Genomic DNA, 26634 nt, shown 5'->3' on the forward strand with positions numbered 1-26634 from the left:
ATTACGACATTTTTCTGTATTTTCTGAATTATTTCTTTGGAAATAATTCTAATAAATAAAAACCATGTTTTGAATACATACGATACAAAACATGGTTCTCTCCTATTTAAAAACTATCTACCTTTTTTCTTACTTTCTTTTTTAATTTAAAAATGAAACGATTACTATATTCTTTATTTTCTACTAAAATCCGATACGTCTCTAACACTCCTAACACACGAACAAAAAGATAAACTCCAATAGCAATAAGTACAACACAATAAGGGTAGTACTGCACGAGCTCTCCTGACGTGATTCGTTTTTTCTCAAATAAAAATGGTATTGCTCCTGCCGCGATAAAACAAAATCCAACGATCACTACTGCCGCATACTTCTTCTTAATAGTCGCATATTTTTTTGTCAATTCTTTTAGAAAGTTTTGATCAAATAGTAGTTCTTCCTTTTTTAATACATTGTATCGACTCTCTTCTATCGTTACAGGTACCATCATCGCTCCAATTCCAAGGACAGCAATGATAATGACAAGGAATGTAGACATTGTTGCATTTTCTTTAAATAATAAATACGGTATTGTAGATAAAATAAGCAAGCTAAATCCTAATGCGATATATTTAGAAATTTTTTGCCCATACACTACATACCCTTCCGCCATTTCCTTACTTACATAATAACCATTTTCCTTTTCATTACTTTGCTCAGCAGTTTCTTTTAATAAGTAATCAAGAGAGACTTCAAATATATTTCCAATCATTATTAGTTTTTCAGTTTCAGGAAAACCTTGACCATTCTCCCATTTACTAACTGCTTGCCTTGTTGTGTTTAAATTTTCAGCTAATGCTTCTTGAGAGAGGCCCTTTTCCTTTCTTAATTTAAATAACTTCTCACCAAATCCCATATGTGTATCCCCCTTTGCTTTCTTAACTAAATTGTATGTAAACATTGCTCTCATCTCTATCTTCCTGCGGTTGCACTTTGTCAACTTACGGTTGCGATTATGTTATATAACGGTTTTATATACGATTTAGCTGTTTTTTCTATGATTATTACGTTAATAAAATAACACCTCTAAATAACCAATTATAACAATTAAAGGTGATTATTGTTAAAAAAACAAAAAACTCCTTTATTCATTTAAAGGAGTTTTCGTTATGAATCATTCTAAGATGACTACTTTTTCTTCTATATATTTTTCCGTTTATGTAATGAATGATGAGCATCTCATACAGTATATGTTTTTATCTCTTTTTTTAAGGCGTACTCATATATATGTAAAATGTCACTTGTATTAACTTAATGTAAGATGTTTCGTATACGACGTTTTATATTACCACTTCTCAATAATCATAACGGCTTCTGCTTAAACTTTTCATAATTCCGTACCTTTAATAAAAGGATATTCCCGCAATCCGTACAAACATAAGCATCTACTGGAGATGATGTAAACATCGTTTCCTTTTTCCGTATTTGTGCATATCCGACAAACTCACCTTCTCCTATGTTTTGAGAACCACAATTAGAGCATGTCTGCACGTCTTTCTGTTTCATGAGAGCACCACCTTTAATCTGTTTTCACTCCCTTCGACAGTTCACTTCCATTTCCCTTCCAAAAAACTTCTTATTCTCTTACATTTCAACAGGAATCTCAGAACAAAAATCGTATATGTACTATGAAATATATTTATTGACGGAGGAATTTTATCCTTTTCGGCAAGAAGACTACATCTGATTTGTGCTACGGGTGAAGCCCAACAATTCAGGTGGAGATGAATTGCCGTCAGTCAATAGGCTGAACTCTCTGAGAAAGGTGGTGAAAACAATGGCTAGAAAGAAAGCAGTTAAAGTATTACGTAAACAAAAGAAAAGAGAAAACATGCAACGATTCACTCAGAAACAGAATATCGGACGAGCTTGCCTCACGGCAAAAGAATTTCGTTTACTTCAACGCATGTCGCATAGTTCAAAAGCGTTGCGAAATGTTGGATTGTACACCATTAAACAAAGTTACTTGAACAATAATAAAATGGCTACTGTAAAAGAAGTGGACACTGCCATGCAAGCCGATATGAACTACTCGGGCATGCAATCAAACTCTGTGCAAGCGATTCGTAGAACCTTATATACAGAAGCGAAGAGCTTTTTTAAAGCATTGGAACAGTGGAAGAAAAATCCTGAGAAATTCACAGGTCGTCCTAAGTTTCCGAATTATTCTGGTTCAACTGACAAACGAATCATTGAAATCTATCAAGTTCCAAAAGTTGATGATAACGGGTATTGGATGATTCCGATGAATGTTGAATTCAGAAAAAAATTCGGTTCCATTAAAATACGTATGCCTAAAAATTTAATAAATAAAAAAGTCTCCTACATTGAGATTGTACCCAAGCAAAAAGGTCGGTTTTTTGAGGTGCATTATACATATGAGATGCACGTTTCTCAAATGAAGAAACAATCCACGACTACTAGTAACGCTTTGAGTTGCGATTTAGGTGTAGACAGATTATTAAGTTGTGCAACAAATGCAGGTGATACATTCTTAATTGATGGAAAAAAATTAAAATCCATTAACCAATACTTCAACAAAATGATACGTAATCTGCAACAGAAAAATAGGGGAAATGGACTTTCAAAACGAGTTGTAACGAATCAAATGGCTGCACTTTGGCATAAACGAGAACGACAAATAAATGGTTACATTTCACAAACTGTAGGCCTGTTGTTCAAAAAAGTGAAAGCATTCAACATAGATACGGTTATCGTAGGTTATAACACTGGTTGGAAACAAGAATCTGATATGGGAAACAAGAATAATCAAAAATTTGTTCAAATCCCATTTCATAAATTGATTTCAGCAATTGAGAATAAATGTGTAAAAGAAGGCATCCGATTTTTGAAACAAGAAGAAAGCTATACCTCAAAAGCTAGTTTTCTAGACAAAGATAGGATTCCTGTTTGGTCTAAGGATGATAGGACTCATTATCGTTTTAGTGGCAAACGAATGACTCGTGGTCTGTATCGAAGTAAATCAGGAAAATGTATCCACGCTGATATTAATGGTGCGTTGAATACATTGCAAAAATCAAGAGTTGTAGAATTGGATGAAAATCTCAAAGTGAAAACGCCGATTCTATTAGAAGTGCAAACACGTAAGGCTGTTGCTTCGTGCATAGCTTAGTGGGTGCGTCAACCATCCATGTGTACTCGACTTGTCGGGGCTTGTAGCACACGCCGGAGTCATCTGAGTGGTGGCTTCTTCCACAAGGAAGAATTGCTCTTTTTCGAAAGGGTGGTGCAAGTGGGAAAACAATAGTTCGTTGCCAGTACCAACCAAAAACTTACTTGGGGTGTCACCGAAAGATGGCATGAATTCTAGAGCGTCAAACTGTCTAGCGATAGACGAAAAGACCTAGAGTTCTAACTCAAGCCCCCACTGAAACGTTTCACCTCAGTGGGGGTAGTTGACGAGTACTATTATGACACTCAATACAGCACAAGAAATTGAAAACGCAGAAATAGATATGCTATCTTCTAGATTAAAAGCATTACAAGCGATAGCTGGAAATCCAATGCAAGTACAAATGAAAAAGTTCGGGAGTGCCACTGCCTTTTCATCAAAAGTAATTGCTGGTCCTGCTTTTAACACAGTAAAGGGTATTGCATTCACAAGTACAGATGAGATAGATGAAATCATCTCTTATTATCAATCACTACACATCCCTTGTCGTTTTGAAATTACACCGGCTCAAGACACAACTGAACTATTTCAATACTTATCTCAAAAAGGCTTTTACCAATCTAGCTTCCATACCGCTTTATATAGCATACCGGAACAAGATTTTCCACTTCCCCCTTCTAACATTTCAGTACGCAAACTAAAAGAAAATGAGTTTCATACTTTTGCAGATATTTATGTTCAGGGATTTAGTATGCCTTTATTCACAAAAGATAGTGTTCGTCAAAATAATGAAATTCTTTACAATCAGCCAGGATGGCATTTTTTCATAGCCGAAGTTCAAAACACTCCAGCTAGTATAGGGGTACTCTATATAAAGTGAAACTTTAATCAGTGGGGGTTTTGTTCATCCCCCACTGATTATTAGCCCTCACCAATCGGGCGTTTACGGGCAGTTGATCTCCCACCTAACTTCTTTGCTCCACCTGAATTTTGAGGTGGGAGTTTTACTGCCCGTTAATGCGGGATAAATAACGGTGTCGCCTCACTAGCTGCTTCTGCTACTTTGCCAGAATTTCAACGTAAAGGTTGTCATACCGCATTAATTCAAAAACGAATTGAGACCGCTGTTGAATCCAATTGCAATTTAATAGTTGGACAAGCTAGATTTGGTAGCGGCAGTCAAAATAATATGGAACGTGCCCATATGAAAATTGCTTATACAAAATCAATATGGACTGCTAAAAACACAATCGGTAATGTAAAAGAAAAAACACATGAATATACAGAGCATAAAGAAAACAAATAAAAAAGAGCCATCTGGCTCTTTTTTATTTACCCTCATTCTTCTCTAACACATATAAATCTTCTTCAATATTAGATAATTTTTCAGTTACAAGCTTTCTTGCATCTCCAATTGCTTGATTGTATGCAAATGGCCCTACTAACTTTATCATTTCTTCTATTAAGCGCTCTGCTTGGAAACGTCCAATCTCATCTAAATCTTCTTCAACGAAAAATTGCTGAATTTGTGCTACAAGCTCTTCTTTTTTATCAGTCGGTATTTTTATGTTCATCATCATGAGTTACTCCTCTATATTTAAGATAATACTTTTCTTAACTCTACCATAGAAAAGCGATTTCCTGGACAAGTTTTTGTAACCCCTTCTAACTCCCTATGACCGAGTATATTTCTTTTCTCTATGGCAAACTGCTTCATAAACATTTTACATAAAGAATATAATGAATTCATTTGTACAATAGTTGGATCATATTTATCAAAATCCCCCGTCATACATATTCCAATTGTATCACTATTATTATCTTTCGCATGTGCTCCAATATGTAAACCTCGCCCTTCGACTACAGTTCCATCTTCTTCAATAAAATAATTGTAACCAATCCCGCTCCATCCTCTTACCTTTTGGTGAAATTCGTGAGTTTTATACACATCCCATCCATCTTCTGACGTATGGTGGATAATCAGTTTATTTACTTTTTCTAAAGGAACTAACTCATTTTGAAATGTTAAATTTGCACATTTAATTTCCATATGAACATCCTCCTCTTACAAATCGATCATAATAACTGTTTTATCATCTGGTCTTATTCTATTTTCTCCTTCTAGCCTTTCAATGATTGCTACATATTCTTTTATACTATTCTTTCTTATATATACTACAGTTTGTTCTAACGACCACTCTGGGTGAAACAATCCGTCTGAACAAATAAAAATCCCACTTACTTCAGCTACCTGTAATTCACCATATTGTAAATAATCCATAGCTTCTTTCATCCCATTTGCAACTGAGTAGCCGTTTGACATATTTGCAAGATAGCGATTGTATTTTAACTGCTCCCGAACATCTTGAAAAACGTGTTCTTCAGGTACAGGTAATCCATTTTCTCTATCTTCCTCTCTTTTCTTTTTTGCACGTTTACTAATTCCCTTAACTGTATCTTTCGTTAATACTCTCATCATTCCATCTTGAAGTATAGCAACGATCATACAATCACCTAACTGTGCATATTCAAGTTTCTCGCCTTCTATTTGAACTGCTGCAATACATGTACACCACAGATGTTCTTTTTTTCTCGTATCAACCTTGTACTCTATCATCTTGTTTTGCAATAATTCATTCGCCTTTGCAACTTCACCTTGTAAACTATTAATCTCCCGTAACGAAGTAAAATGACTTGCAAATAAATGCGAAGCGATGTATGCTCCATTATGTCCTTCTTCATCACAAAACGGAACGAGCGGAGTTGCTCCATCACATACACCGTACATCATTTTATCTTCATTACAAAAAAATGAATCCTCACACTCTTGTTTTAAAGGACTCTTCTGTTGGTACGTTGTTATCTTCATATCTGTACCCCCTTCTAAATAATTAAACACTCGAACTATTTAGATTAATCTAATTTTCCGAAATAAACTGTTTTCCCCTAAAACTTTCAATTTCATATATAATCTTGAAATAATATGATTATTTAGTGAAGGACGGGAAAGAGATGGTCAGATTTCTTGGTGTTATTTTTGGTTCTATTATTATTGCAATTGCCTTTAATCTTTTCCTTATCCCCCATAAAATTTTAAGTAGTGGAATTGGCGGAATTGCTATTATTTTAGGAATTGCAACCCCTGTGAACACAGGTATTATTAACTTTGTATTGAACTTACCTATCCTTATTTTAGGATACATAGGTCTTGGAAAAAAAGTAATTTTTAACACCGTTGTCTCTGTAATTGTATTATCTGTTGCACTATACTATGTTCCTGTAAAAGTCGTAGCAACAGATCCACTTTTATCTTCTGTATTTGGCGGTGTCATCGCCGGCGCTGGTATTGGCCTTGTCTTTAACTGCCATGGTTCAACTGGTGGATTTGATATTATCGGTATGTTGTTATCTCGCAAGCGAGATATTAAACTTGGTGGATTCCTTATTGCATTAAATACTGTTGTTGTTGTCATTGCGGGATTTTTCTTCACTTGGGATGTTGCCCTTACAAGCTTACTTTCAATTTATGTAACTGGTAAAGTAATTGATGCCGTTCATACAAAACATCGTAAAGTTACACTTATGATTGTAACAAATCAAGCGGAAGAAATGAAAAAAAAGCTTCTTTCAACTGTAGTACGCGGAATTACGTTACTTGATGGTGAAGGTGCTTATTCAAACGAAAAAAAACGTGTACTTATGACAGTCGTTTCGCGTGAAGAGTTAGCAAGTATGAAACTAACGATTTCCGAAATTGATCCTCATGCATTCGTTAATATTACAGAAACTGTTGAAGTATTAGGATTGTTTAGAAAAGCATAAAAAACTAGGTGGACCTTCACCTAGTTTTTATTTTGCATAAATTCAATTCGATTTCCAAACGGATCTGATACGTAAAATCTAATTACATCTGGTCGTGCATTATCATCTATTACTTCAACACCTTGCTTTATTAACTCTTGTTTAAATTCATCAATTTTTAAAACATAAAAAGCTGGATGCGCTTTTTTAGCTGGATTAAAGTTTTGCTCAACTCCGATATGAATCTCTTGATTTCCACACTTAAACCAACACCCACCACGCTTCTTTAATTCCTCCGGCTTTGGAATTTCCTCCATTCCAATTTTATTACCATAAAATTCTCGCGCCTCTTCTTCACATCCTACGGGCGCAGCTACTTGTACATGATTAATTCCTTGAATATAATTTTTCATATTACTTCCCCCTCTTCTATTCTAATCGTATAACGAAAACACATTCATGTAACTTACAGAAAATTAATTAAGCAATATAAGATTCTCTTATTACTACCTTTTATACCTTCCACTAATAATAAAAAAAGAAAATTTATTCTGTATTTTCCATTTTTTATAGAAATAAACGTCACACCTATATTATAGTTATTAATAGATCCATCTTTTTTAGATGCTAATTGTACGGAGGAAATATTATGAGTCGTAAAAAATATTCATCTACTCAAAAAAAGCGTCATCCGAACGTATCTGGACGCCTGCGAAACCATATACAAAATCGTTCTTTAGCAGAGATGTATGCATCTCTTTTTGAACATAACCCTGATAGTATTATTTCATTGAATTTAGAAGGAGTTATTTTACATATTAATCCCTCTGCTGAAAGAATATTAGGTTATACTTCTAACGAATTAGAGCGAAAAACAATCACTTCTATTTTAGAAGCACATATTTCTGATCAAGTACTACAATACATAAAAAATACTGCAGCTGACAATCAAAAAGAGTATATCGTCTCTATTTATCATAAAGACGGATATTTACTAGATGTCGTAACAAAACTAGTTCCTATTTTTGTTAAAAATCGTTTAACAGGTGTATACGCCATTATGAAACCCCTTGAAAAATCAGAAAGAATTGAGAAAGTATTACAAGAGAGTGAGAAACGATTACGCACATTAATGAATTCAATGCCTGCATTTGTTATTTTTAAGGATCATGAAGGACGCTGGCTTGAAGCAAATGACTATGCGCTTTCTTGTTTCAATTTCCATAACGTACCTTATCATGGAAAAAGAGATAATGAACTCATTCAATATAACGAAGCGTACCGCGAATCTTTTTTGCATTGTGAAGAAGTCGATGAACTAACATGGCAAAAAGGACAAATTCTTCACGGAGAGGAATTTATTATACATAGAGATGATTTTGACCTAGTTTTAAGTATTTCAAAAGTCCCACTCTTCCACCCTGATGGCTCACGCAAAGGTCTTATAGTAATGGGAAGAGACGTTACCGAACTAAAAGAAACTGAAAAGTTATTACGAAAATCCGAAAAGCTTGCAGTAGTAGGACAACTGACAGCTGGAATTGCCCATGAAATTAGAAACCCGCTCACTTCATTAAAAGGATTTTTAACATTATTACATCCAGAAATAAATGAGAAAAATAAATGGTATGTGGACGTTATGCTGAGTGAGATTTCACAAATGGAATCTATAACAAGCCAATTTATGGCGATGTCTAAACCACAAGTGTTATCTATTCATACATGCAACGTACAAACATTAATTGAAGAAGTTGTAACTTTTATTTTACCAACAGCAATTATGCATAGCGTTCATATCATCATGGACCATTTCGATTATATTTCTGACATTCAATGTGACAGTAATCAATTAAAACAAGTTTTTATTAACATAGTAAAAAATGCGATTGAGGCTATGCCTGATGGTGGTAACATATTCATTCAAACAACTTCGTTAGAAAATGATTTTGTTTCAATACGCATTATCGATGAAGGTTGTGGGATTCCTGAAGAGCGCATGGCTCGTCTTGGCGAACCTTTTTATAGCTTGAAAGAAAAAGGAACTGGCCTTGGCTTAATGATGTGCTATAAAATCATTCAAGAGCATCACGGGAAATTATTCATTTCAAGTGAATTAAACATAGGAACAACTGTCGATATCCAATTACCAGTTGCTACAGCTCAGCCTGTAACAAACTCTTAACTATGGTACATGAATAAAGTAAAAGATATCTGTTATAAGTAGTTCAGTTATTGTGGAAAACATCTACACTAATACGCTAAAAAGCTCAAAGTCCCTATATGACTCTGAGCTTTTTAGCGTATAAAACGCATTTCATTACATCCATTCTCTTCCATGTTCACGAATAAATTTAATATCCTTTTCGTAATGTTCAAGGTGTCCTTCATCTATCATCTTTTGGAAGTTCATATCGCCTTCTTTTGCTTTTCTTTTCATGTATTTACATAATCCTTCTAATCGTAGAAGTACCATCTCCAAATAATCCTCGTCCATACCCTCACCTTTATAGGACTCAAAAAACAATTTAATCCTTTGCTTTATACGTTCCACATGCTGTAATGAATTATAATAAACTGCCTTACCTGTTTCCGTATAATAAACTCTACTTAATGGGACACAAGTGTAAAGAGTATAGGCTATGTCCCAAAGTCTTGGTCCAGGACCAGCAACATCAAAATCAATAATACCTACTGGTTTTTCGTTATTAAAAATAATGTTATATATTGCAAAATCATTGTGGCATACAACCTCTATTTTATTTGGAGTATTATCCATTGGTTTCCAATCATCTGATAAAGGAAAATCACTCACAGCATCATGATAAAGACGGAGCATCTTCGCTATTTCTTTTAAAACATCATTAGACCACATGTACTCTTTTAAAGGATAATTACCAGCTTTCCCTTCAATAAATGATAATATCTCTCTATCTTTATCATCAATACCTAAAAACTTTGGTGCATAACTAAAACCTTTATTTTCTAAATGATTTAATAGCTTATGAATTTTGGTACTGCCTTGCTTTAATTCTCGTCGAACTGTATCTTCTGAACGATATACGTTTGAGACATTGCCTCCCGTTAGCATTTCTTCATTTTCGTAGTTTGCCATCTAATAGTTTCCCCCATTATTAGAATAATCGACACTCCTGCTCATTAACAAAACAGGAACCCCTTTACTTTTATTTTAACATAACTTTCCTATTCTCTTTTAACCCCTTAAATTGCAACAAAAAAATCGAGTATAAAATCTTTATGATTTTACACTCGATTTAGTCTACTATTTATGCATGTGAAAACATTTTTTCATACCATTCTGTTGCCTTCTCTACTTCATTCATCGTTAATTGATGTCCTCTATTTTCCCAATGCATTGTTACATTAGCATTTGCATTTTCTAATAGCATCTTCAATTCCTCTGACTCAGAAGGTGAACAAATTGGATCATTTGTTCCAGCAGCAATAAACACTGCTTTCTCTACTAAATTAGGAAGTTCTATCCCTCTTCTTGGAACCATTGGATGATGAAGAATGGCACCTTTTAATGCATTTTCATAATGGAATAATAAACTCGCTGCAATATTTGCTCCATTTGAATACCCAACAGCTACGATATTATCTCTATCAAATTCATATGTTTTTGCTGCTTCATTTAAAAATTCATTTAATTCCTTCGTACGGAAAACAAGATCCTCTTCATCAAAAATACCTTCTGCTAATCGGCGGAAGAAACGAGGCATCCCATTTTCTAATACATTTCCACGAACACTTAAGACAGAAGCTTCCCGATCAATTCTTTCTGCAAGCGGTAATAAATCTAATTCATTTCCTCCCGTACCATGAAGCAATAATAGTGTTGGTTTTGACTCATCTTTTCCTTTTTGAAAAACATGTTTCATCATTTTTCTCCCCTTTCAATTCCTTATATAATTAGTATAGTTATCTTACTTAAATTGGTAATAACCCTTGTTCAATCTGTTTTCTATGCTGATTATATCGCTGTGGTAATTTTAATTCCTCACCCATCGTCTTCTCCATGCCCTTTTTTATTTCATTACAAAAAACGTTTATTTGCTAAAATTCATTATTCATTTTGTCCATATGATAAAGTTCAATCCGCAATGCTATTTTATCTCAATTTTGAGATGCCTCTCAAAAAAACTAACACATTTCATCTCGCTCAGAAATTATCTCGAATTCGAGATAATCCGCAAAAAAAACTACAGTTCTTATGATTATATTTAAAATATTGATTTTATGTTTTTGACTATCCTTCAAAAATACCTTGAATTCGAGATTTATTATAGTCTAATTAGTTTTTATTGTCAATGCGTATATCGTTTCATTTTTTCATCAAAAACAATATTCTGATAACTCATCTCCATCAAATAATTTGTTTGAAAAAGAGCAACAGACAAGCGGGAACATTCATGTAATAAACTTCTACTTTTCCCATAACCAAAAAAGCCATACAAATGTATGACTTTTTACTCATATTTTTTGTTCAGCTACATATTTACTTCCCAATTACGGAAGGAAACAATTCCGAAAGTGGAACTACTCTCCCCATCTCATCTTTAAACACAATATGCTCTCTCGTTAAATGGCGCGGGCTCTTTACCCCCGCCGCTGCCGCTAATGAAAACAAACTATATCTCATGCTAATAATGTAGTTCATTACTCGCCATTTCTTCTCATATGGATCTAACGCTTTTTGGTAGTGTGGATTCGTAGTTGCAACACCCGATGGGCATTGCCCTGAATTACATTGAAGCGCCATAATACAGCCACTTGCCATCATGAAGCCGCGTGCTGAATTTACGGCATCTGCACCGATAGCTAAAGCAATCGCTACTTTATCTGGTGTGATTAATTTCCCTGAGGCAAACACCTTTAATTTATCCCGAACACCGTAATGATTCGCCGTATCAATAAATGTAAGTAATGCCGGTATAAGCGGTAACCCCATACTATCTGCCATCGATTTATACGTTGCACCTGATCCACCTTCTGAACCGTCGATTGTAATAAAATCTGGATAGATGTTTAATTCTTTCATTGTTTTTAATAAATCTTCCAAAGGCTTCTGTTGACCAATTACAATTTTCATGCCCACTGGTTTACCACCATTTTCTTGCAAATCTTGAATAAAATATAAAGCCTCTGCCGCACTATTAATAAATGAAAATCGATTTGGCGAATTAATCGTTTCGCCTTCTCGTACTTTCCGAACGGAAGCGATTTTCTCATTTACCTTCTGTCCTTCTAAATGACCACCACGTATTTTTGCTCCTTGCCCAAATTTCAATTCAAACGCTTTAATATTACTTTCTTTCGCCTTCTCCATAAATTCCTTCATCGAAAAATTCCCGTCCTCGTCACGGTATCCGAATAATCCAGGACCAATTTGCGCAACGATATTCGCACCCGTATGTAAATGTTCTGGAATTACGCCCCCTTCCCCAGTATTAATCCACGAACCACCTGCCATTTTTGCACCAAACCCAGCTGATAAAATATAATTTTCTCCAATCGCACCGTAAGATGTAGCTGACGCTCCAAACATCCCATACAGTTTCCATGGATATTTACGATTTTCGCCGACTATAATTGCATCATCTTCTTCATACAACCAAAGGTTTGTTGTATCCGCTGTCAATTTTTCTCTTCTTGAAAATAACCCTTCTTTATGAATCATATACTTTTTCCCCTCACGTTCTTGCGTGAGATTCACACTTAATTCATCTGTTAATGTGGGGAATAATGTATTAGCAATATAATAGCCAGATTCCTCAAAATCCCGTTTTGATCCAAAACCAAGTATTTCAGAACGGTATTTTGCTAGAAACATAACACTTTGAAAATCGTAGCGCGAAAAAGGCTTTCCGTCAGTATCATGATCAAACCAATATTGCCTAAATTCTGGGCCTATTTTTTCGAGTAAATAGCGCATTCTACCTAAGTATGGATGCAGTTTTAATATAGAATGATGCGTCCGTTTTTTAATAAAAAATGTAATGATAAAAAAGACAATTAAAAGTAGCATCAAAAAGAGCAATATACTAATAATAACGAGTAGCGCTTCACTCATTCCGCTTCCCCCTATATATGAAATTCCATAATAAAAAGAGAACACTCGATGTGTTCTCTTTTTATCCTTATTCACACTAACGTAGCAAGATGCTCTTTCGCGTCATATTCAACTAAACTTTCAGCATTTTTAATTCGATGAACAAAATCTGGGTTAGCGATTAATGGTCTTCCGAACGCCGCTACATCAATTGTTCCTTCTTGCAATGCTTCTTCTGCCTCTTTCGGATTCAAATTGCCCACCCCAACAATAGTACCATCCCAGTATTTTCTTACTAATTGATGAAAATTCTTTCCGTCAGCAATAACTTGCGTATAATTCATCGTTGAAGGGTGAATCATCGTTAATCCAACTTCTTTGAACATATTTACAAAAGTTTCAATCGCAAGTTCTGGGTTTTCCCACATATAGGCAGGGTTATCACCTTTAAAGGCAGAGAAGCGAAGCAGCGTTTTATTAGCTCCAACTGCTTCAATTACAGCCTCCGTTACTTCTTTCATAAATGTTAACCTTTGCTTTAAGTCCCCGCCATATTTATCTGTGCGCTTATTTGCAAATTCATAAGTAAATTGATCAATTAAATATCCATGTGCACCGTGAATTTCTACTCCATCAAACCCAGCTTCGATTGCGTTTTTTGCAGCTTGTGCATATTGACCAATAACTTCTTTTATTTCTTCTATTGTCATTGCTTCTGGTATATCAAACGGTTTACGAAAACGCGGAACATTACCCTCCGCAGCAATAGCAGACGGTGCTTGCGGCATTTGACCACCAATTATTTCGTGATGACTCATACGTCCAACATGCCATATTTGAGCAATAATCGTTCCGCCTTCTTTATGTACTGCCTCTGTAACAGGTTTCCAAGAATCAATTTGCGCTTGTGTATAAATACCTGGTACTCCCGGATTCCCTTTTGCTCTCGGGCTAATGACAATTCCTTCTGTAATAATTAATCCAATCCCATCCGCAGCACGTTTTTGGTAATACTCTACTACATCAGTACCAACTACCCCAGTCTCATTATTTGCAAAACATCTCGTCATCGGTGCCATCGCTATGCGATTACGAAGAGACCAAGATCCAATTTGAATCGGATCAAACACCTTTGTTTCATCAATGTTTTCAAAAGATCCCCAATTATTTATATTTGTTCCTGCATAAATATTTGCTGCTTTATTGTTTGAACTTGTCATTTTTCTTCCCCCTTATAAAAAAATTACTATAATCGCATCATACTTACTTTTAAATAGTAACGTCAATTTATACGTCTTTAACATTAAAGATTCGAATATTAAACAAATAGAATAATAAAAACAAAAATTAAAGAGGTTTCCTAATTAGGAAACCTCTTTTAGTTGACCATATAAGGCTAACAATTCGTTTATCTCTTTTACATAAAGAAAATAAACAATTATTATCTCCTCACATATGAAAAATCCCGTAACAATAGGAATGAGAGTGGCTCAGTATTCTTCTAAAAATAAAAACTTATATACCTAAAACAATGAAAGCCCTACCTCTCTTTCATCCTTACGGCTCCTTGTCCGTGCCAGTGTGAATCAGGATTGCAAAAATCAAGTAACTATTTTATCGAAGTATTGAATTAAACTTCGAACATTCGTAAAAGAAATTAAAAAATAAAAATGGATTAAATTGTAGTCATAACAAACGAGGTTAATGCTTTAAAAGTGGTTTGAAAGAGTTGAATGTTTTTGAAATGATTGATTTTCTATAATTATATTCCCAAAAAATTCAAGATCTTTTTTGGGATGTAATACATTATCTACAATGAATCTTAACAAAAGCTTTTTATTTGATTTTCTGTGATACCTTCAATTAATCCCAGTTCACTAATCAAAAATTCATGTGCATTATCTAACATTTTCTTTTCGCTTGCATTAAGTGCTTTTTCTTTCTGCATACGTAATAAATCACGTACAACTTCAGCACCTTCTTGTATTTTACCCGTTTTTATTTTATCTGTATTCAATTTATACCTTTGTTTCCACGTCAGTAATCTGTCTGATTCTCCATGTTGAAAAATATCTATTATGTTTGTTAATGCCTTTATATCTGTGACTGGTCGTATATTTGAAGTCAATACTTTCCCAATAGGAATCATCACTTCCATATTACTAGCCGACATTTTTATAACATAATACTGTTGTTTTTCTCCTGAGATTTCCTTTTCTTCTATGGCTTTAATTATACCTGCTCCGTGCATTGGATAAACGATGTTATCGCCAATTTGAAACAAATAATCCACCTCCATATATGGTAACCTTCTCAATCTTAACACACATTTATTTTTTTAGCAAAATTTTTATAATATCACAAAAATATTTTCTATGTCAATTTATTTACGCATAAAAATTCAATCTGTACAGAAACACTAAAAAACCCGCATTTTGTTACATTTTCCACACACATATCTATTCTAATTTCACATTCTCATTTAACATAAAAACACATTACTACATATGAGTAGTAATGTGTTTTTTATAAGTTATAGGAAAACATTCACTTTTAATTTTACGTCTATATACTAACCTGCTTACGAACTGTTTCTCGCGCTAAAAGAAAACTCATAATCACTTGCGCAGCTACTCTACTCGTCATATCCCTAAAATCAAGAGTTGGATCAATTTCTACTATATCCATCCCTTGAACGAGTGGCTCTTTACCAAGGAATTCAATTGCATCAAGTAAAGTTGTACTATCCATTCCACCAGGACCGATTGCTGGACAGCCTGGTGCAAACGCTTGGTCTAATACGTCCATATCAAGAGAAATATAAATAGAAGTCACACCTTGTTTTCTTAATACTTCAATACTTTCTGAAATAAGATCTTTTATTTCTCGCTCTCTTACATCTTTCATTGTATACACTGTCACGCCATGCTCTTTTGCATATTCATGGTACGCTCGTGCATTTGAAAAATTACGAATCCCAATTTGAACGAGTTGTTTTCCTGTAATCACATCATTTTCTAGTAAACTACGGAACGGTGTACCATTTGATGGACCACCATCATCTAAATTACGTAAATCATGATGGGCATCAAATTGAATAATACCGACCTTTCCTTTACTATTTGCAAAACCAGTTATACTCGGAAAACTAATCGAGTGGTCACCACCAAGAACGATTGGTATCATTTTCGGATTTACTTTCGTCAAGTGGCCAACTGTTTTCGCAATTCGGTTATGACTCTCTTTTATATCTGTCACATGCATCGTAATATCACCGCAATCATGAAGAACACTTTCTTTCATATCGTGTTCTTCTGTAATTGCGTACGTGCTATATGCATCTAACATCGCACGAATTGTTTTTGGCGCAAAACATGCCCCCGAATGACTAATAGATGGTTTAGAAAGGGGCGCTCCAATTAAGGCAGCACCGAATATTTCTACGCCTTCCTCCCAATCTTTAATCATTTCGCTCCATTTCGTTACTTCACGATCGATAAACTTTGCATTTTTCTTTAAATAGTGGCCGTACTCCACGATTGTTCACCTCTTGTATATGCGATATTACCATTCTTCCATACTGTATTCACATGACTTACACCGTAATGGTACGGTACGTAAGCATAATTATAAGCATCCCATAAAACTAAATCCGCCTTACGACCAACTCTAATTTTCCCAGCTACATCGCCTCGATTAATGGCATAAGATGAGTTAACTGTTACCGCATTCCAAACTTCTTCTGGTGTCATTTTTAGTTTCAGCATTGCAATACTCATAATAAGCTGAATGTTTTCAGTTGGACAGCTTCCTGGGTTAAAGTCTGTAGCTAAAGCAACAGCAACACCTTCATCGATCATTTTGCGGCCGCGTGCGAAACTTTCTTTATTTAAATAGAAAGTTGTTCCTGGTAATAAAGTCGCTACTGTATTAGAATTCGCAAGCATTTCAATTCCTTTATCAGAAGCGCCAACTAAATGGTCCGCTGTCGCTGCACCGATTTCAGCCGCTGCTTCCGCACCACCAAGAGGGTCGATTTCATCTGCATGAATTTTCACATCAAAGCCCAGCTCTTTCGCTTTTAATAAAAATTCTTTTGATTCTTCTACAGAGAACACACCTGTTTCACAGAAAATATCAACGAACTCAGCTAATTGCTTCTCTTTCATCTCTGGTAATAGATCTAGCATCCATTGTAAAAATTCTTTCGATCTTCCTTTATACTCTTTCGGAACTGCATGAGCACCTAAAAATGTTGAAACTAAATCAATTGAATGCTCTTTTTGTAATTGTGCAGTTACCTCTAATTGTTTCCATTCCGTCTCATCATCTAATCCGTAACCACTCTTCGCTTCTACGGTTGTTACACCGAAAGATAGCATACGGTCTAAATGAAATTTCGCTTTTTGAACAAGTTCTTCTTTCGATGCTTGTTTCGTTGCATTTACAGTTGAAAGAATACCTCCGCCTTGTTCTAAAATTTCTAGGTACGGAACTCCTTGTAATTTCAGCGCGATTTCATTTTCACGAGATCCACCAAATACAAGATGAGTATGCGGATCTACAAGACCAGGAGAAACCATTTTCCCGCCGCAATCAATAACCTCTTTCGCTTGTAATCCTTTTGCTTCTTCCGCTGTTCCAACGAAAGTAATTACGCCGTTTTCGATTCCAACAGCACCGTTTTCAATAACAGGAAGCGTGTTCATCGCTTCCTGTCTTAACAAGCCATCTTCTTGATCCATTGTTAGTAATTGACCGATATTTATTAGTAAAGTGTCCAGCATGTTTCTTCCTCCTTATTTCATCATTGGAATGTTAACGCCTTTTTCTTTCGCAGTTTGAACCGCTAAATCATAGCCAGCATCAACGTGACGAACAACACCCATACCAGGGTCAGAAGTTAATACGCGTTCAATACGTTTTGCCGCTGCTTCTGTTCCATCTGCAACGATAACCATTCCAGCATGAAGTGAATAACCCATACCAACGCCACCACCGTGGTGAACAGATACCCAGCTTGCACCGTTTACACTGTTAATTAATGCATTTAAAATTGGCCAGTCTGCTACTGCATCACTACCGTCTTTCATAGATTCTGTTTCACGGTTTGGAGATGCTACTGATCCGCAATCTAAATGGTCACGGCCGATAACGATCGGTGCTGATAATTCACCATTAGCCACCATTTCATTAATAATGCGGCCAAATTTTGCACGCTCACCATAACCAAGCCAACAAATACGTGATGGAAGACCTTGGAACTCAACTTGCTGACGTGCCATACGAATCCAATTACATAAATGCTCATTATCCGCGAACTCGCGTAAAATAACTTCGTCTGTTTTATAAATATCTTCTGGATCACCAGAAAGTGCTACCCAGCGGAATGGTCCTTTTCCTTCACAGAATAATGGACGGATAAATGCTGGAACGAATCCTGGGAAATCGAAAGCATTTTTTAATCCTTCATCGAAAGCAACTTGGCGAATGTTATTTCCGTAATCAAATGTAATCGCACCTTTTTCTTGCATTGCAAGCATTGCTTCTACATGTTTTTTCATACTTTCTTTTGATAATTGTACGTAACGTTCTGGATCTTCTTCACGAAGTTTCTCTGCTTCTTCTACTGTGTAACCTACTGGAATATAACCATTTAATGGATCATGAGCAGATGTTTGATCCGTAACTAAATCTGGCGTAATATTACGCTTCACTAGCTCTGGTAAAATCTCTGCCGCATTTCCTAACAGTCCAATTGAAATTGGCTCTTTCTTCTCTTTATACTCGTTCGCAATAGTTAACGCTTCTTCTAAAGACTCTGTATACAGATCACAATATCTCTTTTCAATACGACGGTCGATACTACGCTTATCTACATCAATAGCAATTACAACACCGCCGTTCATCGTTACAGCAAGAGGTTGTGCGCCACCCATGCCACCTAAACCAGCAGTAATCGTTACAGTACCTTTTAATGAACCATCGAAATGTTGACGTGCCGCTTCACCAAATGTTTCATATGTTCCTTGTAAAATCCCTTGTGTTCCAATGTAAATCCAGCTACCTGCTGTCATTTGTCCGTACATCATAAGACCTTTTTTCTCTAGTTCACGGAAGTGATCCCAGTTCGCCCATTTTGGTACTAAGTTTGAGTTCGCTAAAAGAACGCGAGGCGCATCTTCATGTGATTTAAAAATTGCAACTGGTTTTCCTGATTGAACAAGTAACGTTTCGTCGCTTTCTAACGTTTTTAATGAATCAACAATTGCATGGTAGCTTTCCCAGTTACGAGCTGCACGGCCAATTCCACCGTATACAACTAATTCTTCTGGTTTTTCAGCTACTTCAGGATCTAAATTGTTCATTAACATTCGAAGTGCAGCTTCTTGAACCCATCCTTTCGTTTGTAACTCAGTACCTCTTGCCGCACGAATTGTTTGTTGTACTTTTTCCATTTCAATCTCTCCCTTTTCTCATTTTATAGTGCTGCATTTACATCCAATCTTTCCTTTATTGAATAGTTCGTTTTTAACCAATACGCGATATTTTCGATATCCGTTGAGAATATACGGTCATTTGTAATAGAAGGCACTTGCTGACGACCTTGATGATAGAACGTTTTTGTAACTGTACTCATGTTTTCAATCCCGCGATATTCTGCTGCTTGCATCGCACAGATCATCTCAATTGCAAGAACGCGTCTTGCATTTTGAATAATTTGATGCGCATGACGTGAAGCGATTGTTCCCATACTTACGTGATCTTCTTGGTTAGCTGACGACGGAATTGAATCTACACTCGCTGGATGAGCTAATGTTTTATTTTCTGAAACGAGTGAAGCCGCTGCATATTGCATAATCATGGCACCTGATTGAAGTCCTGGTTCTGGACTTAAAAATGGTGGTAAGTCATTTAATTGCGGATTTACTAGGCGTTCAATACGGCGCTCTGAAATATTTGCAAGCTCCGCCATCCCTACTTTTAAGAAGTCCATTGCAAATGCAATTGGTTGTCCGTGGAAATTACCACCAGAAATTACTTTTTCCCCGCCATCAAAAATAAGTGGATTATCTGTTGCTGCATTCATTTCAATTTCTAATTTTTCTTTCACATAATTTAAAACTTGCCAAGAAGCACCGTGAACTTGCGGGATACAACGAAGTGAATATGCATCTTGCACACGAAGTTCTCCTTGTTTTGTCACAAGTTTACTATCATGAAGAATATCACGAATTCTGCTTGCCACTTCCACTTGCTCTTTATAACCACGCGCTTTATGAACATTTTCATCGAATGCATCAATAATGCCGCGTAATCCTTCCATTGTCATCGATGCAATTAATTCTGATTGATAAGCACTTGCTTCAGCTTCTATATAAGAAAGAACCCCTTGCGCTGTCATCGCCTGCGTACCATTGATTAACGCAAGACCTTCTTTTGCTTCAAGTTCAATAGGTTCAAGTCCTTCTTCTGTAAGAGCAACCATCGCATGAACTCGTTTTCCTTTGTAGAACACTTCACCTTCACCTAATAAAACGAGAGCAAGATGAGATAAAGGTGCTAAATCACCGCTCGCTCCTAGTGATCCTTGTTGCGGAACGACTGGATGAATTTTACGATTTACAAACTCAAGAAGCATATTTACAACAAGTGGTCTAACACCCGATACTCCTTTTAACATCGTATTAGCTCGTAAAATTAACATACCGCGTGATACTTCTTCCGGGAATGGATCGCCTATTCCGCACGCATGTGACTGAATTAAATTATGCTGAAGTGCCTTTACATCATCTTTTTGAATAAGTACATCACTAAACTTTCCAAATCCAGTTGTAATACCATAAACGACTTTTCCGTCCTCTACGATTTTCTCAACTACTTCGCGGCACTCCGCTACCTTTTGCATACTATTTGGACAAGCTGTTACACCTTCACCTTCAAGTAACAACCTCTTCATTTCTTCAACTGTCAATGTATGTCCTGTTAACGTAATCATTCTTTTTCCTCCTTATAAAGGCAAAAGGGGACCTTATCTTTTTAAGACAGACTTCTGTCCTAAAAAATAAGGCCCCCTTCTAACTAATAGACTATGGGCAAATCATATGTGATTAATTCCTAAACCAATCGCCTCATGCTCAGATCCTTTTACAGGTGCACCAATCGTTCCATAAAGTGCAACAGCAACCCATTCGCCTTCTTTTTTTCCGTCGTATGGTGTACCGCGCACAATCGCAAAGCGAAGTCCTACTGTACGAAGAACGTCTGCTAACTGAATTTGACCTCTCGTCACTCCGTACAAAGCTTCCATAATTGCATGATAAAGTGCATGTGTTTCTCTGTAAACATCTGTTTCAATAACTCGGTTGCTCTTAGCCGCTGTTTCCATTGCTGCTACTACTTTTTGCGAATTCATAGAACCAACTTTCCCAGTACAATATTTCCAACCTTTCGGAATAGATAATACGGGACTTTCATTCTCATCCGCAAGTGCCAACAGCATAGCCATACGACCAATTCGATGTGTTCCTTGAAGAAGCATGTGACTCTCTCATTTCTTTTGAATTATTTGAATATTACTTAATTTAAGAATATATGAAAACGGTTAAATCGTCAATAGTTTAAAATATTATTCAAACAATTTTTTATCCCTCTCATACTTGTGTACACAATTTATTTACAGATTTTTTTCAGGCGTGCTATAGTCTCACTAACAGATGCAAAGGGGCGAGATTTCAGTGGCAAAGCGAAAAGATATTCATTTTCGAATTGAAGAAAAATTACTTGCAAGGTTTGAATCGGCACTCCATTACGAAAGTTTAAATAAAACAGACGTGTTAACACATGCGGTCCAGCAATTTTGCACGAAGGTGGAATGTGAAAAAATGAATGATGTAAAACGCCAATACAACGTAAGCAACCATTTACAAACACGTATCGATACGCATAAACATTTCGAAGAGAAACGAGTGAATTTAGATGAAATCGTCATTGAACATTTACAACTTCAAGGGAAAGAAAAAATATTAGAGGTCGGATGCGCTAACGGAAAATTCCTTTCCCTTTTGCAAACGAATGGTCATAAAGGACATCTAACTGGTTTTGATCAATCGGAAACTATGCTTTCTGAAGCTACAATAAAGAATAATATAATCGAATAGAAACTGGGTGATGCTAGTAAACTTCCTTTCGAAGCTAATTGTTATGATTGGGTAATCGCAAGGCATATGTTATACCACATGAAAGATGTCGAAAAAACAATTCAAGGATTCCATAAAGTAATTCGTCCCGGCGGCGCACTTTTAGCTACAACAAATTCTAAAGTTTCATTACCTCGTATAGATGAAATGTGTAACAAAATGTTAGTCGCATTTGATTTACCAAAAACATCACCGTCAGCAGCTCCATTTTGTTTAGAAAATGGTAAAGATCTATTACACTCTGTTTTTTCAACTGTTGAAGAAACAATTATTCATAATGCACTTGTTTTTCATCATGCCACTCCAATCATTAACTATATTTCTAGCATGTTTCCGTCGCTGAATATACCTGATAATATGTCCCTTCACACCGAAATGAAGGACTGGCTAAAAAAAGAAATAGATAATGAATTAACAATTCATGACGGTATATGGAGCGATCCGAAAACGTTAGTAATTTATCGATGTAAAAAGAAATAAGCTAGCATTCGCTAGCTTTTACACGTTTTCCGGTAAAAGATTCTCCATCATTATATTGCCCTTTCCACGATAAAAATTTGTATCATGTTCATTCGCTGCTCCAAAATAAGAGGCAATCGCTAGTCCAAATGGCACAAATGCATGTCCTTGTGCTGTAATAATATTTGCGTGCTGTACAACTTCTGTATACACAAAATTTTCTACTGAAAAACAATCTAATTTTTGATAATCTATGGTCACTGTATAAGAACTTTCTTTTAGTAAACCTGCTCTTGCTAACGCATACGGTCCAGCACAAATCGCTGCCACTAATTTTTCTTGCTCAGAAAATTGACGAATAACTGAAAAAAGCAGTTCTGCCTCTTTCATATGTATTTCATCTCCGCCCGGAATGATAATCCCCTCATACTCTTCCACACGCACTTCATTTAATTCTATGTGCGGTTGTACTTGCAAGCCCGTTTCACTTATAACCATTTCTTTCGTTACACCCGCTGTAATAATCTCATATTTATTTTTCAGCAATGCCGTTGCTACCGTAATTTCAAACTCCGCAAATGTTGGGTATACGAATAATAATATTTTTTTCATAGTCCTTTCTCCTTTAGCCACCCTATAAAATATGCCTCTAATTCGTCCACTGCTAGTACATTAGTGTTCACATAAGTTATAGGAAATTGTTTATACCATTCCTTTTCGATTTCTACTAATTTAAATTGTTCATCAAATGTACTTCGATTTCTTGCCCTATCATTATTTTTTCTATCATACAAATTCTCTTTCGAAACATCTAAATAAAAAATTGCATCTGAACGACATTCTCTTAATTTATACAATTCATCTTTTAATTCTGTTTCTATATCCCACTCTTTCCCTATCATCTTCGGATAAAAAAGTGTATAAAATTCAATATCTTCTGGTCCGCGATCAAAAATTATGACTGAACTTTTCAAATTTTGAAACTCTTTTATTTTTGCTTCAATAAACATTTTTTGATTTGTAATAAACCCCTCTTTTGAGTTCATATCTAAATACAATTCTTTTCTTTTTTCTACAATTGGATATGGATTTTCATATATAATTGAAAGCCCATATTGCTCTAACCTTTTTGCCAATGTTGTTTTTCCACTTGCCATCGGTCCTTGGAGTGAAATTACGTATGCCATCCCTCTCATTCCCTTGTACTATAATACATGGATAATAAACAGAATTTTGAAAACTATCAACAAAATATATATCATCTTGTTTCTTATTCTTATCTAACTTATAATAAAAAATAGAGATTATGACGGACGCATCAATAATGTAAGCTTGGAAATCCAAGCTTACATTATTTTTTGCTTTCCCTTTTCTTATAAAAAGAGTATACTAGATTAGAACGTATGTTCTTAATAATTACATACAGTAAGGAGATAGAACAATGGTATACGACACAAAAGCAATTTCTTGGAATGAATCTTTAAAACAACTTCAACGCCGCTATACAAACAAACAAGTTGACCGAAAAGAATTTGAAGATATTGAACTGATGGAATTCTTCCGCGATAACGACTACATTTCTTTACCTACACATATAAGCGGCCTATCAACAACACGTTTTACTTCTTACTCTATTTTCACAACTGAAGATAAAGATCGTAAAGTTGGCACACTCATCATTGAATATGTAGAAAATGATAATGATATTTTATGTGTTGAACAACTATACTTCGTTTAAATCACAACGCTTGGTCAAAATGATCAAGCGTTCTTGCTTTCTATGAATCTCATTGCTTATAATATAAATAAAATACAAAATATTGCTTTCGTTAAAGGAGGGCATACAATTGCTTGAAGGATGGTTTAGTTGGTTTATAGTCACTTGGACTGTTGTATTATTAGGGCTTATGTCCATTGGTGGATATTTCATGTTCAGAAAATTCCTAAAACGATTACCGAAAGAAGATGGTATGTCCATTTTAGATTGGGAAGAGCACTATATTAATAAAACGAGACATTTATGGGATGACGAACAAAAACAATTATTAGAAGAACTAGTAAGTCCCGTTCCTGAACTATTTCGTGATGTTGCCAAGTCAAAGATTGCCGGTAAAATTGGTGAACTTGCAATAAAGGAAAACGCTTCAAAAATTACACAAGATTTAATTATACAAGGATATATCGTTGCCACACCGAAGCGCGACCATAAATTTTTAATTAAGAAACTTCAAGAAAAAAAGATTGATTATTCAAATTACAAATCTTTACTTGCAAAATAATCTTCATTTTTTATTTCCCTATTTTCGACAAGTTACGTTTTATACGTCGTGGTTGGGACAGAAGGTGCTAACAATACCAATAAAAAATACAGCGTCAAAGACGCTGTATTTTTTATTTTATACATATACAGTTTTAAGTTAGTTTCATATCTTTTTCGTTATAAAAACCATCTTCTTTTTCCATTTCCTTCTGTAATTTCGTAAAGGAACGGTACATCGCAATTCTCCATGACACAATCATTGCAAACGCAAGTAAGAAGAACATACCGCTAAGTTGTCCTAAATCAAGAGATTGGCTTAAGTATGTTTTAAACACGATACGCACTACAAGTAATCCAATTAAAATAAATACAAATGCTTTTGAACGCTTCAAATAAATCTCTTGTCCGCGTATTTCAAATTTAGATGTTTTAATAAGAAAAATGGAGAAAAATAGACCAACGACAATCGCTTCTAACATTTCTGCTGGAGTTAATCGAAATTCAGGAAAAACATACATCAATGCTCCTGTGCTCATGAAAAATGGCGGAAGTATAATTTTTTTCAATGTTGCAGGTTTCTTAGCTGCTTTTAAACGAATAAACATCGCACCGACAGCCATACAAACAGCAACGATACTTGATAACAAAACTATGTTCATATTTTCTCATCCTTTTTTGTGGCTATATGCAAAATATAATTTCATTATATGCTTTTCCGTTAGTATTTCCAACATTTTCACAGAATAATACTAAAAACCGGTAAATCCACCAAATAAACTTGAGAAATATACGATAATTTTCGTCATCCAATTAAAGTATAGGAAGATCCCCATAACGATCATTATGTATCCTCCGACTTTCATGAACGCCATACTATTTCTTTTAATCCAAGACATTTTCGTAATAAAGAATGAAAGTACGAAAAAGGGAATCGCAAATCCAAGTATGTAAGCAATCATATAAATCATTGCCGATTCTGGATTTGTTGCAGCTAATCCAATTACAGACACTAATATAGGCCCCGTACAAGGTGTCCATCCAGCGGCAAATGCTAATCCAATTAGAACTGAACCAAAATAACCACTCGGACGGTTTTTAAAAGTAAATTTACGATCTTGCATTAAAAACTTCGGCTTAAATACACCGACAATAATAAGACCGAACACGATGATAAATATACCACCTAGCTGTCTAATTAAATCTTTATAATCCGTAAAAATCCCTCCGATAAAACTTGTACCAAATCCAATTGCGATAAATATAATCGAAAATCCAAGTAAGAAAAACGCTGTATGTATCATACTTCTTTTGCGAAGCATTGCATTTTCTTCTTTCAATTCAGAAACCGACATACCTGTTATGTATGATAAAAATGCCGGATAAAGCGGTAAGCAACATGGGGATATAAATGATAAGAACCCAGCTCCAAACGCTAAAAAAATACTAATATCTTGCATTATTCCACTCCTCTCCTCCTCCATATTGTAGCAAAAACAATTGAAAATACTATGGACATTTCATGAATTCACTTTTCCAACGTGACAATAAGAAAAACTACCCTTTCACACAGTTTCTAATAAAACGTTTTCATTTCCTTCTATTATATAGAAAAATCTCAATTGAATTATGAAACTCTTTCTAATTGTTACTAACATAACAAAGGTTCCACAGT

General features: G+C 35.3%; 25 protein-coding genes and 5 pseudogenes. 8 read left to right on the forward strand and 22 right to left on the reverse strand.

All coding sequences use genetic code 11. The features are described 5' to 3' along the window. Positions 1-106: 106 nt before the first annotated feature. Entirely contained in the window at positions 107-895 is a 789-nt protein-coding gene (locus MHI07_RS16365; RefSeq protein ID WP_340826910.1) for a helix-turn-helix domain-containing protein, read from the reverse strand. Between the two features lie 446 nt (positions 896-1341). After that, the gene (locus tag MHI07_RS16370; protein ID WP_078174182.1) at positions 1342-1545 is read right to left on the reverse strand and encodes a hypothetical protein; all 204 of its coding nucleotides are present in this window, start codon (positions 1543-1545) and stop codon (positions 1342-1344) included. 271 nt (positions 1546-1816) lie between these two features. Here MHI07_RS16370 and MHI07_RS16375 point away from each other — a divergent pair, with 271 nt between their 5' ends. The 3 genes and pseudogenes from MHI07_RS16375 to MHI07_RS16385 all read left to right on the forward strand — a co-directional run. Next, on the forward strand, positions 1817-3172 hold the full coding sequence (locus MHI07_RS16375) for a transposase (protein ID WP_340825137.1): 1356 nt from the start codon (positions 1817-1819) through the stop codon (positions 3170-3172). A 298-nt stretch (positions 3173-3470) separates the two neighbouring features. Further along, positions 3471-4046: pseudogene (locus tag MHI07_RS16380) on the forward strand (GNAT family N-acetyltransferase); the annotation flags it as partial. 153 nt (positions 4047-4199) lie between these two features. After that, positions 4200-4478: pseudogene (locus MHI07_RS16385) on the forward strand (hypothetical protein); the annotation flags it as partial. Between the two features lie 22 nt (positions 4479-4500). Here the strand turns inward: MHI07_RS16385 and MHI07_RS16390 are convergent. From MHI07_RS16390 to MHI07_RS16400, 3 genes are read right to left on the reverse strand one after another with little or no spacing between them, the layout of a single operon-like run. Then, positions 4501-4752 carry a DUF2164 domain-containing protein gene (locus MHI07_RS16390; protein ID WP_002111161.1) on the reverse strand — a complete coding sequence of 84 codons (252 nt, stop codon included), beginning with the start codon at positions 4750-4752 and terminating at the stop codon, positions 4501-4503. A 17-nt stretch (positions 4753-4769) separates the two neighbouring features. Beyond that, on the reverse strand, positions 4770-5222 hold the full coding sequence (locus MHI07_RS16395) for a peptidoglycan recognition protein family protein (protein WP_340825140.1): 453 nt from the start codon (positions 5220-5222) through the stop codon (positions 4770-4772). Positions 5223-5237: 15 nt separating this feature from the next. Next, entirely contained in the window at positions 5238-6041 is an 804-nt protein-coding gene (locus MHI07_RS16400; RefSeq protein ID WP_340825142.1) for a protein phosphatase 2C domain-containing protein, read from the reverse strand. 143 nt (positions 6042-6184) lie between these two features. Between MHI07_RS16400 and MHI07_RS16405 the strand changes: the two genes are divergently transcribed. Further along, on the forward strand, positions 6185-6994 hold the full coding sequence (locus MHI07_RS16405; protein WP_215579267.1) for a YitT family protein: 810 nt from the start codon (positions 6185-6187) through the stop codon (positions 6992-6994). 20 nt (positions 6995-7014) lie between these two features. Here MHI07_RS16405 and MHI07_RS16410 read toward each other — a convergent pair whose 3' ends face one another. After that, positions 7015-7386 (reverse strand): VOC family protein, encoded by a 372-nt coding sequence (locus MHI07_RS16410; protein ID WP_340825147.1) that lies wholly within the window; start codon positions 7384-7386, stop codon positions 7015-7017. Positions 7387-7622: 236 nt separating this feature from the next. Between MHI07_RS16410 and MHI07_RS16415 the strand changes: the two genes are divergently transcribed. After that, on the forward strand, positions 7623-9155 hold the full coding sequence (locus MHI07_RS16415; RefSeq protein WP_340825149.1) for a BA3702 family sensor histidine kinase: 1533 nt from the start codon (positions 7623-7625) through the stop codon (positions 9153-9155). 135 nt (positions 9156-9290) lie between these two features. Here MHI07_RS16415 and MHI07_RS16420 read toward each other — a convergent pair whose 3' ends face one another. The 11 genes and pseudogenes from MHI07_RS16420 to hutP all read right to left on the reverse strand — a co-directional run bounded on the left by MHI07_RS16420 (position 9291) and on the right by hutP (position 21585). After that, positions 9291-10085 (reverse strand): phosphotransferase, encoded by a 795-nt coding sequence (locus MHI07_RS16420; protein ID WP_070128872.1) that lies wholly within the window; start codon positions 10083-10085, stop codon positions 9291-9293. Between the two features lie 172 nt (positions 10086-10257). After that, on the reverse strand, positions 10258-10872 hold the full coding sequence (locus MHI07_RS16425) for an alpha/beta hydrolase (protein WP_002111171.1): 615 nt from the start codon (positions 10870-10872) through the stop codon (positions 10258-10260). Positions 10873-10921: 49 nt separating this feature from the next. Next, a pseudogene (locus tag MHI07_RS16430) lies at positions 10922-11005 on the reverse strand (VOC family protein); the annotation flags it as partial. 484 nt (positions 11006-11489) lie between these two features. Continuing rightward, complete coding sequence (locus MHI07_RS16435; protein WP_016105844.1) at positions 11490-13064, reverse strand: FMN-binding glutamate synthase family protein; 1575 nt, start codon at positions 13062-13064, stop codon at positions 11490-11492. Positions 13065-13135: 71 nt separating this feature from the next. Beyond that, complete coding sequence (locus MHI07_RS16440) at positions 13136-14263, reverse strand: alkene reductase (RefSeq protein WP_078180381.1); 1128 nt, start codon at positions 14261-14263, stop codon at positions 13136-13138. A gap of 602 nt (positions 14264-14865) precedes the next feature. After that, positions 14866-15327, reverse strand: coding sequence for a CarD family transcriptional regulator (locus tag MHI07_RS16445; protein WP_171902567.1), 462 nt, complete (start codon positions 15325-15327; stop codon positions 14866-14868). 281 nt (positions 15328-15608) lie between these two features. After that, positions 15609-16580, reverse strand: a complete 972-nt coding sequence (gene hutG, locus MHI07_RS16450; RefSeq protein ID WP_340825156.1) for a formimidoylglutamase — start codon at positions 16578-16580, stop codon at positions 15609-15611. Further along, positions 16559-17830, reverse strand: coding sequence for an imidazolonepropionase (hutI, locus tag MHI07_RS16455; RefSeq protein ID WP_340825159.1), 1272 nt, complete (start codon positions 17828-17830; stop codon positions 16559-16561). Before hutI ends, hutG begins: the two co-directional genes overlap by 22 nt. 12 nt (positions 17831-17842) lie before the next feature. Beyond that, positions 17843-19501 carry a urocanate hydratase gene (hutU, locus tag MHI07_RS16460; protein ID WP_002111180.1) on the reverse strand — a complete coding sequence of 553 codons (1659 nt, stop codon included), beginning with the start codon at positions 19499-19501 and terminating at the stop codon, positions 17843-17845. Positions 19502-19524: 23 nt separating this feature from the next. Then, a complete protein-coding gene (gene hutH / locus MHI07_RS16465; protein WP_340825162.1) occupies positions 19525-21042 on the reverse strand; it encodes a histidine ammonia-lyase in 1518 nt (505 codons plus the stop codon). 102 nt (positions 21043-21144) lie between these two features. After that, complete coding sequence (gene hutP, locus MHI07_RS16470; protein WP_000926519.1) at positions 21145-21585, reverse strand: hut operon transcriptional regulator HutP; 441 nt, start codon at positions 21583-21585, stop codon at positions 21145-21147. Positions 21586-21781: 196 nt separating this feature from the next. On the opposite strand from hutP, the pseudogene MHI07_RS16475 reads away from it, so the two are divergent. Continuing rightward, positions 21782-22723 (forward strand): annotated as a pseudogene (locus tag MHI07_RS16475) (class I SAM-dependent methyltransferase). A gap of 18 nt (positions 22724-22741) precedes the next feature. On the opposite strand, the gene MHI07_RS16480 reads toward MHI07_RS16475, so the two are convergent. Then, a complete protein-coding gene (locus MHI07_RS16480) occupies positions 22742-23314 on the reverse strand; it encodes a DJ-1/PfpI family protein (protein ID WP_215579273.1) in 573 nt (190 codons plus the stop codon). After that, positions 23311-23889: an AAA family ATPase gene (locus MHI07_RS16485; RefSeq protein WP_340825166.1), complete on the reverse strand. Its 579-nt coding sequence runs from the start codon at positions 23887-23889 to the stop codon at positions 23311-23313. The genes MHI07_RS16480 and MHI07_RS16485 overlap by 4 nt, the downstream gene beginning before the upstream one ends. Before the next feature lie 254 nt (positions 23890-24143). On the opposite strand from MHI07_RS16485, the gene MHI07_RS16490 reads away from it, so the two are divergent. Further along, the gene (locus tag MHI07_RS16490) at positions 24144-24440 is read left to right on the forward strand and encodes a hypothetical protein (protein WP_002160887.1); all 297 of its coding nucleotides are present in this window, start codon (positions 24144-24146) and stop codon (positions 24438-24440) included. Between the two features lie 109 nt (positions 24441-24549). After that, entirely contained in the window at positions 24550-24981 is a 432-nt protein-coding gene (locus tag MHI07_RS16495) for a DUF2621 domain-containing protein (protein WP_002160886.1), read from the forward strand. Between the two features lie 133 nt (positions 24982-25114). Here MHI07_RS16495 and MHI07_RS16500 read toward each other — a convergent pair whose 3' ends face one another. The 3 genes and pseudogenes from MHI07_RS16500 to MHI07_RS16510 form a co-directional block, all read right to left on the reverse strand. Then, positions 25115-25621 carry a CcdC family protein gene (locus MHI07_RS16500; protein ID WP_002160885.1) on the reverse strand — a complete coding sequence of 169 codons (507 nt, stop codon included), beginning with the start codon at positions 25619-25621 and terminating at the stop codon, positions 25115-25117. Positions 25622-25711: 90 nt separating this feature from the next. After that, positions 25712-26419, reverse strand: a complete 708-nt coding sequence (gene ccdA, locus MHI07_RS16505; protein ID WP_001152675.1) for a cytochrome c-type biogenesis protein CcdA — start codon at positions 26417-26419, stop codon at positions 25712-25714. Between the two features lie 60 nt (positions 26420-26479). Then, positions 26480-26587, reverse strand: a pseudogene (locus MHI07_RS16510) (peptidase T). Between the last annotated feature and the right edge of the window lie 47 nt (positions 26588-26634).

It is taken from the genome of Bacillus sp. FSL H8-0545 (assembly GCF_038006105.1).
Classification (GTDB): domain Bacteria; phylum Bacillota; class Bacilli; order Bacillales; family Bacillaceae_G; genus Bacillus_A; species Bacillus_A cereus_U.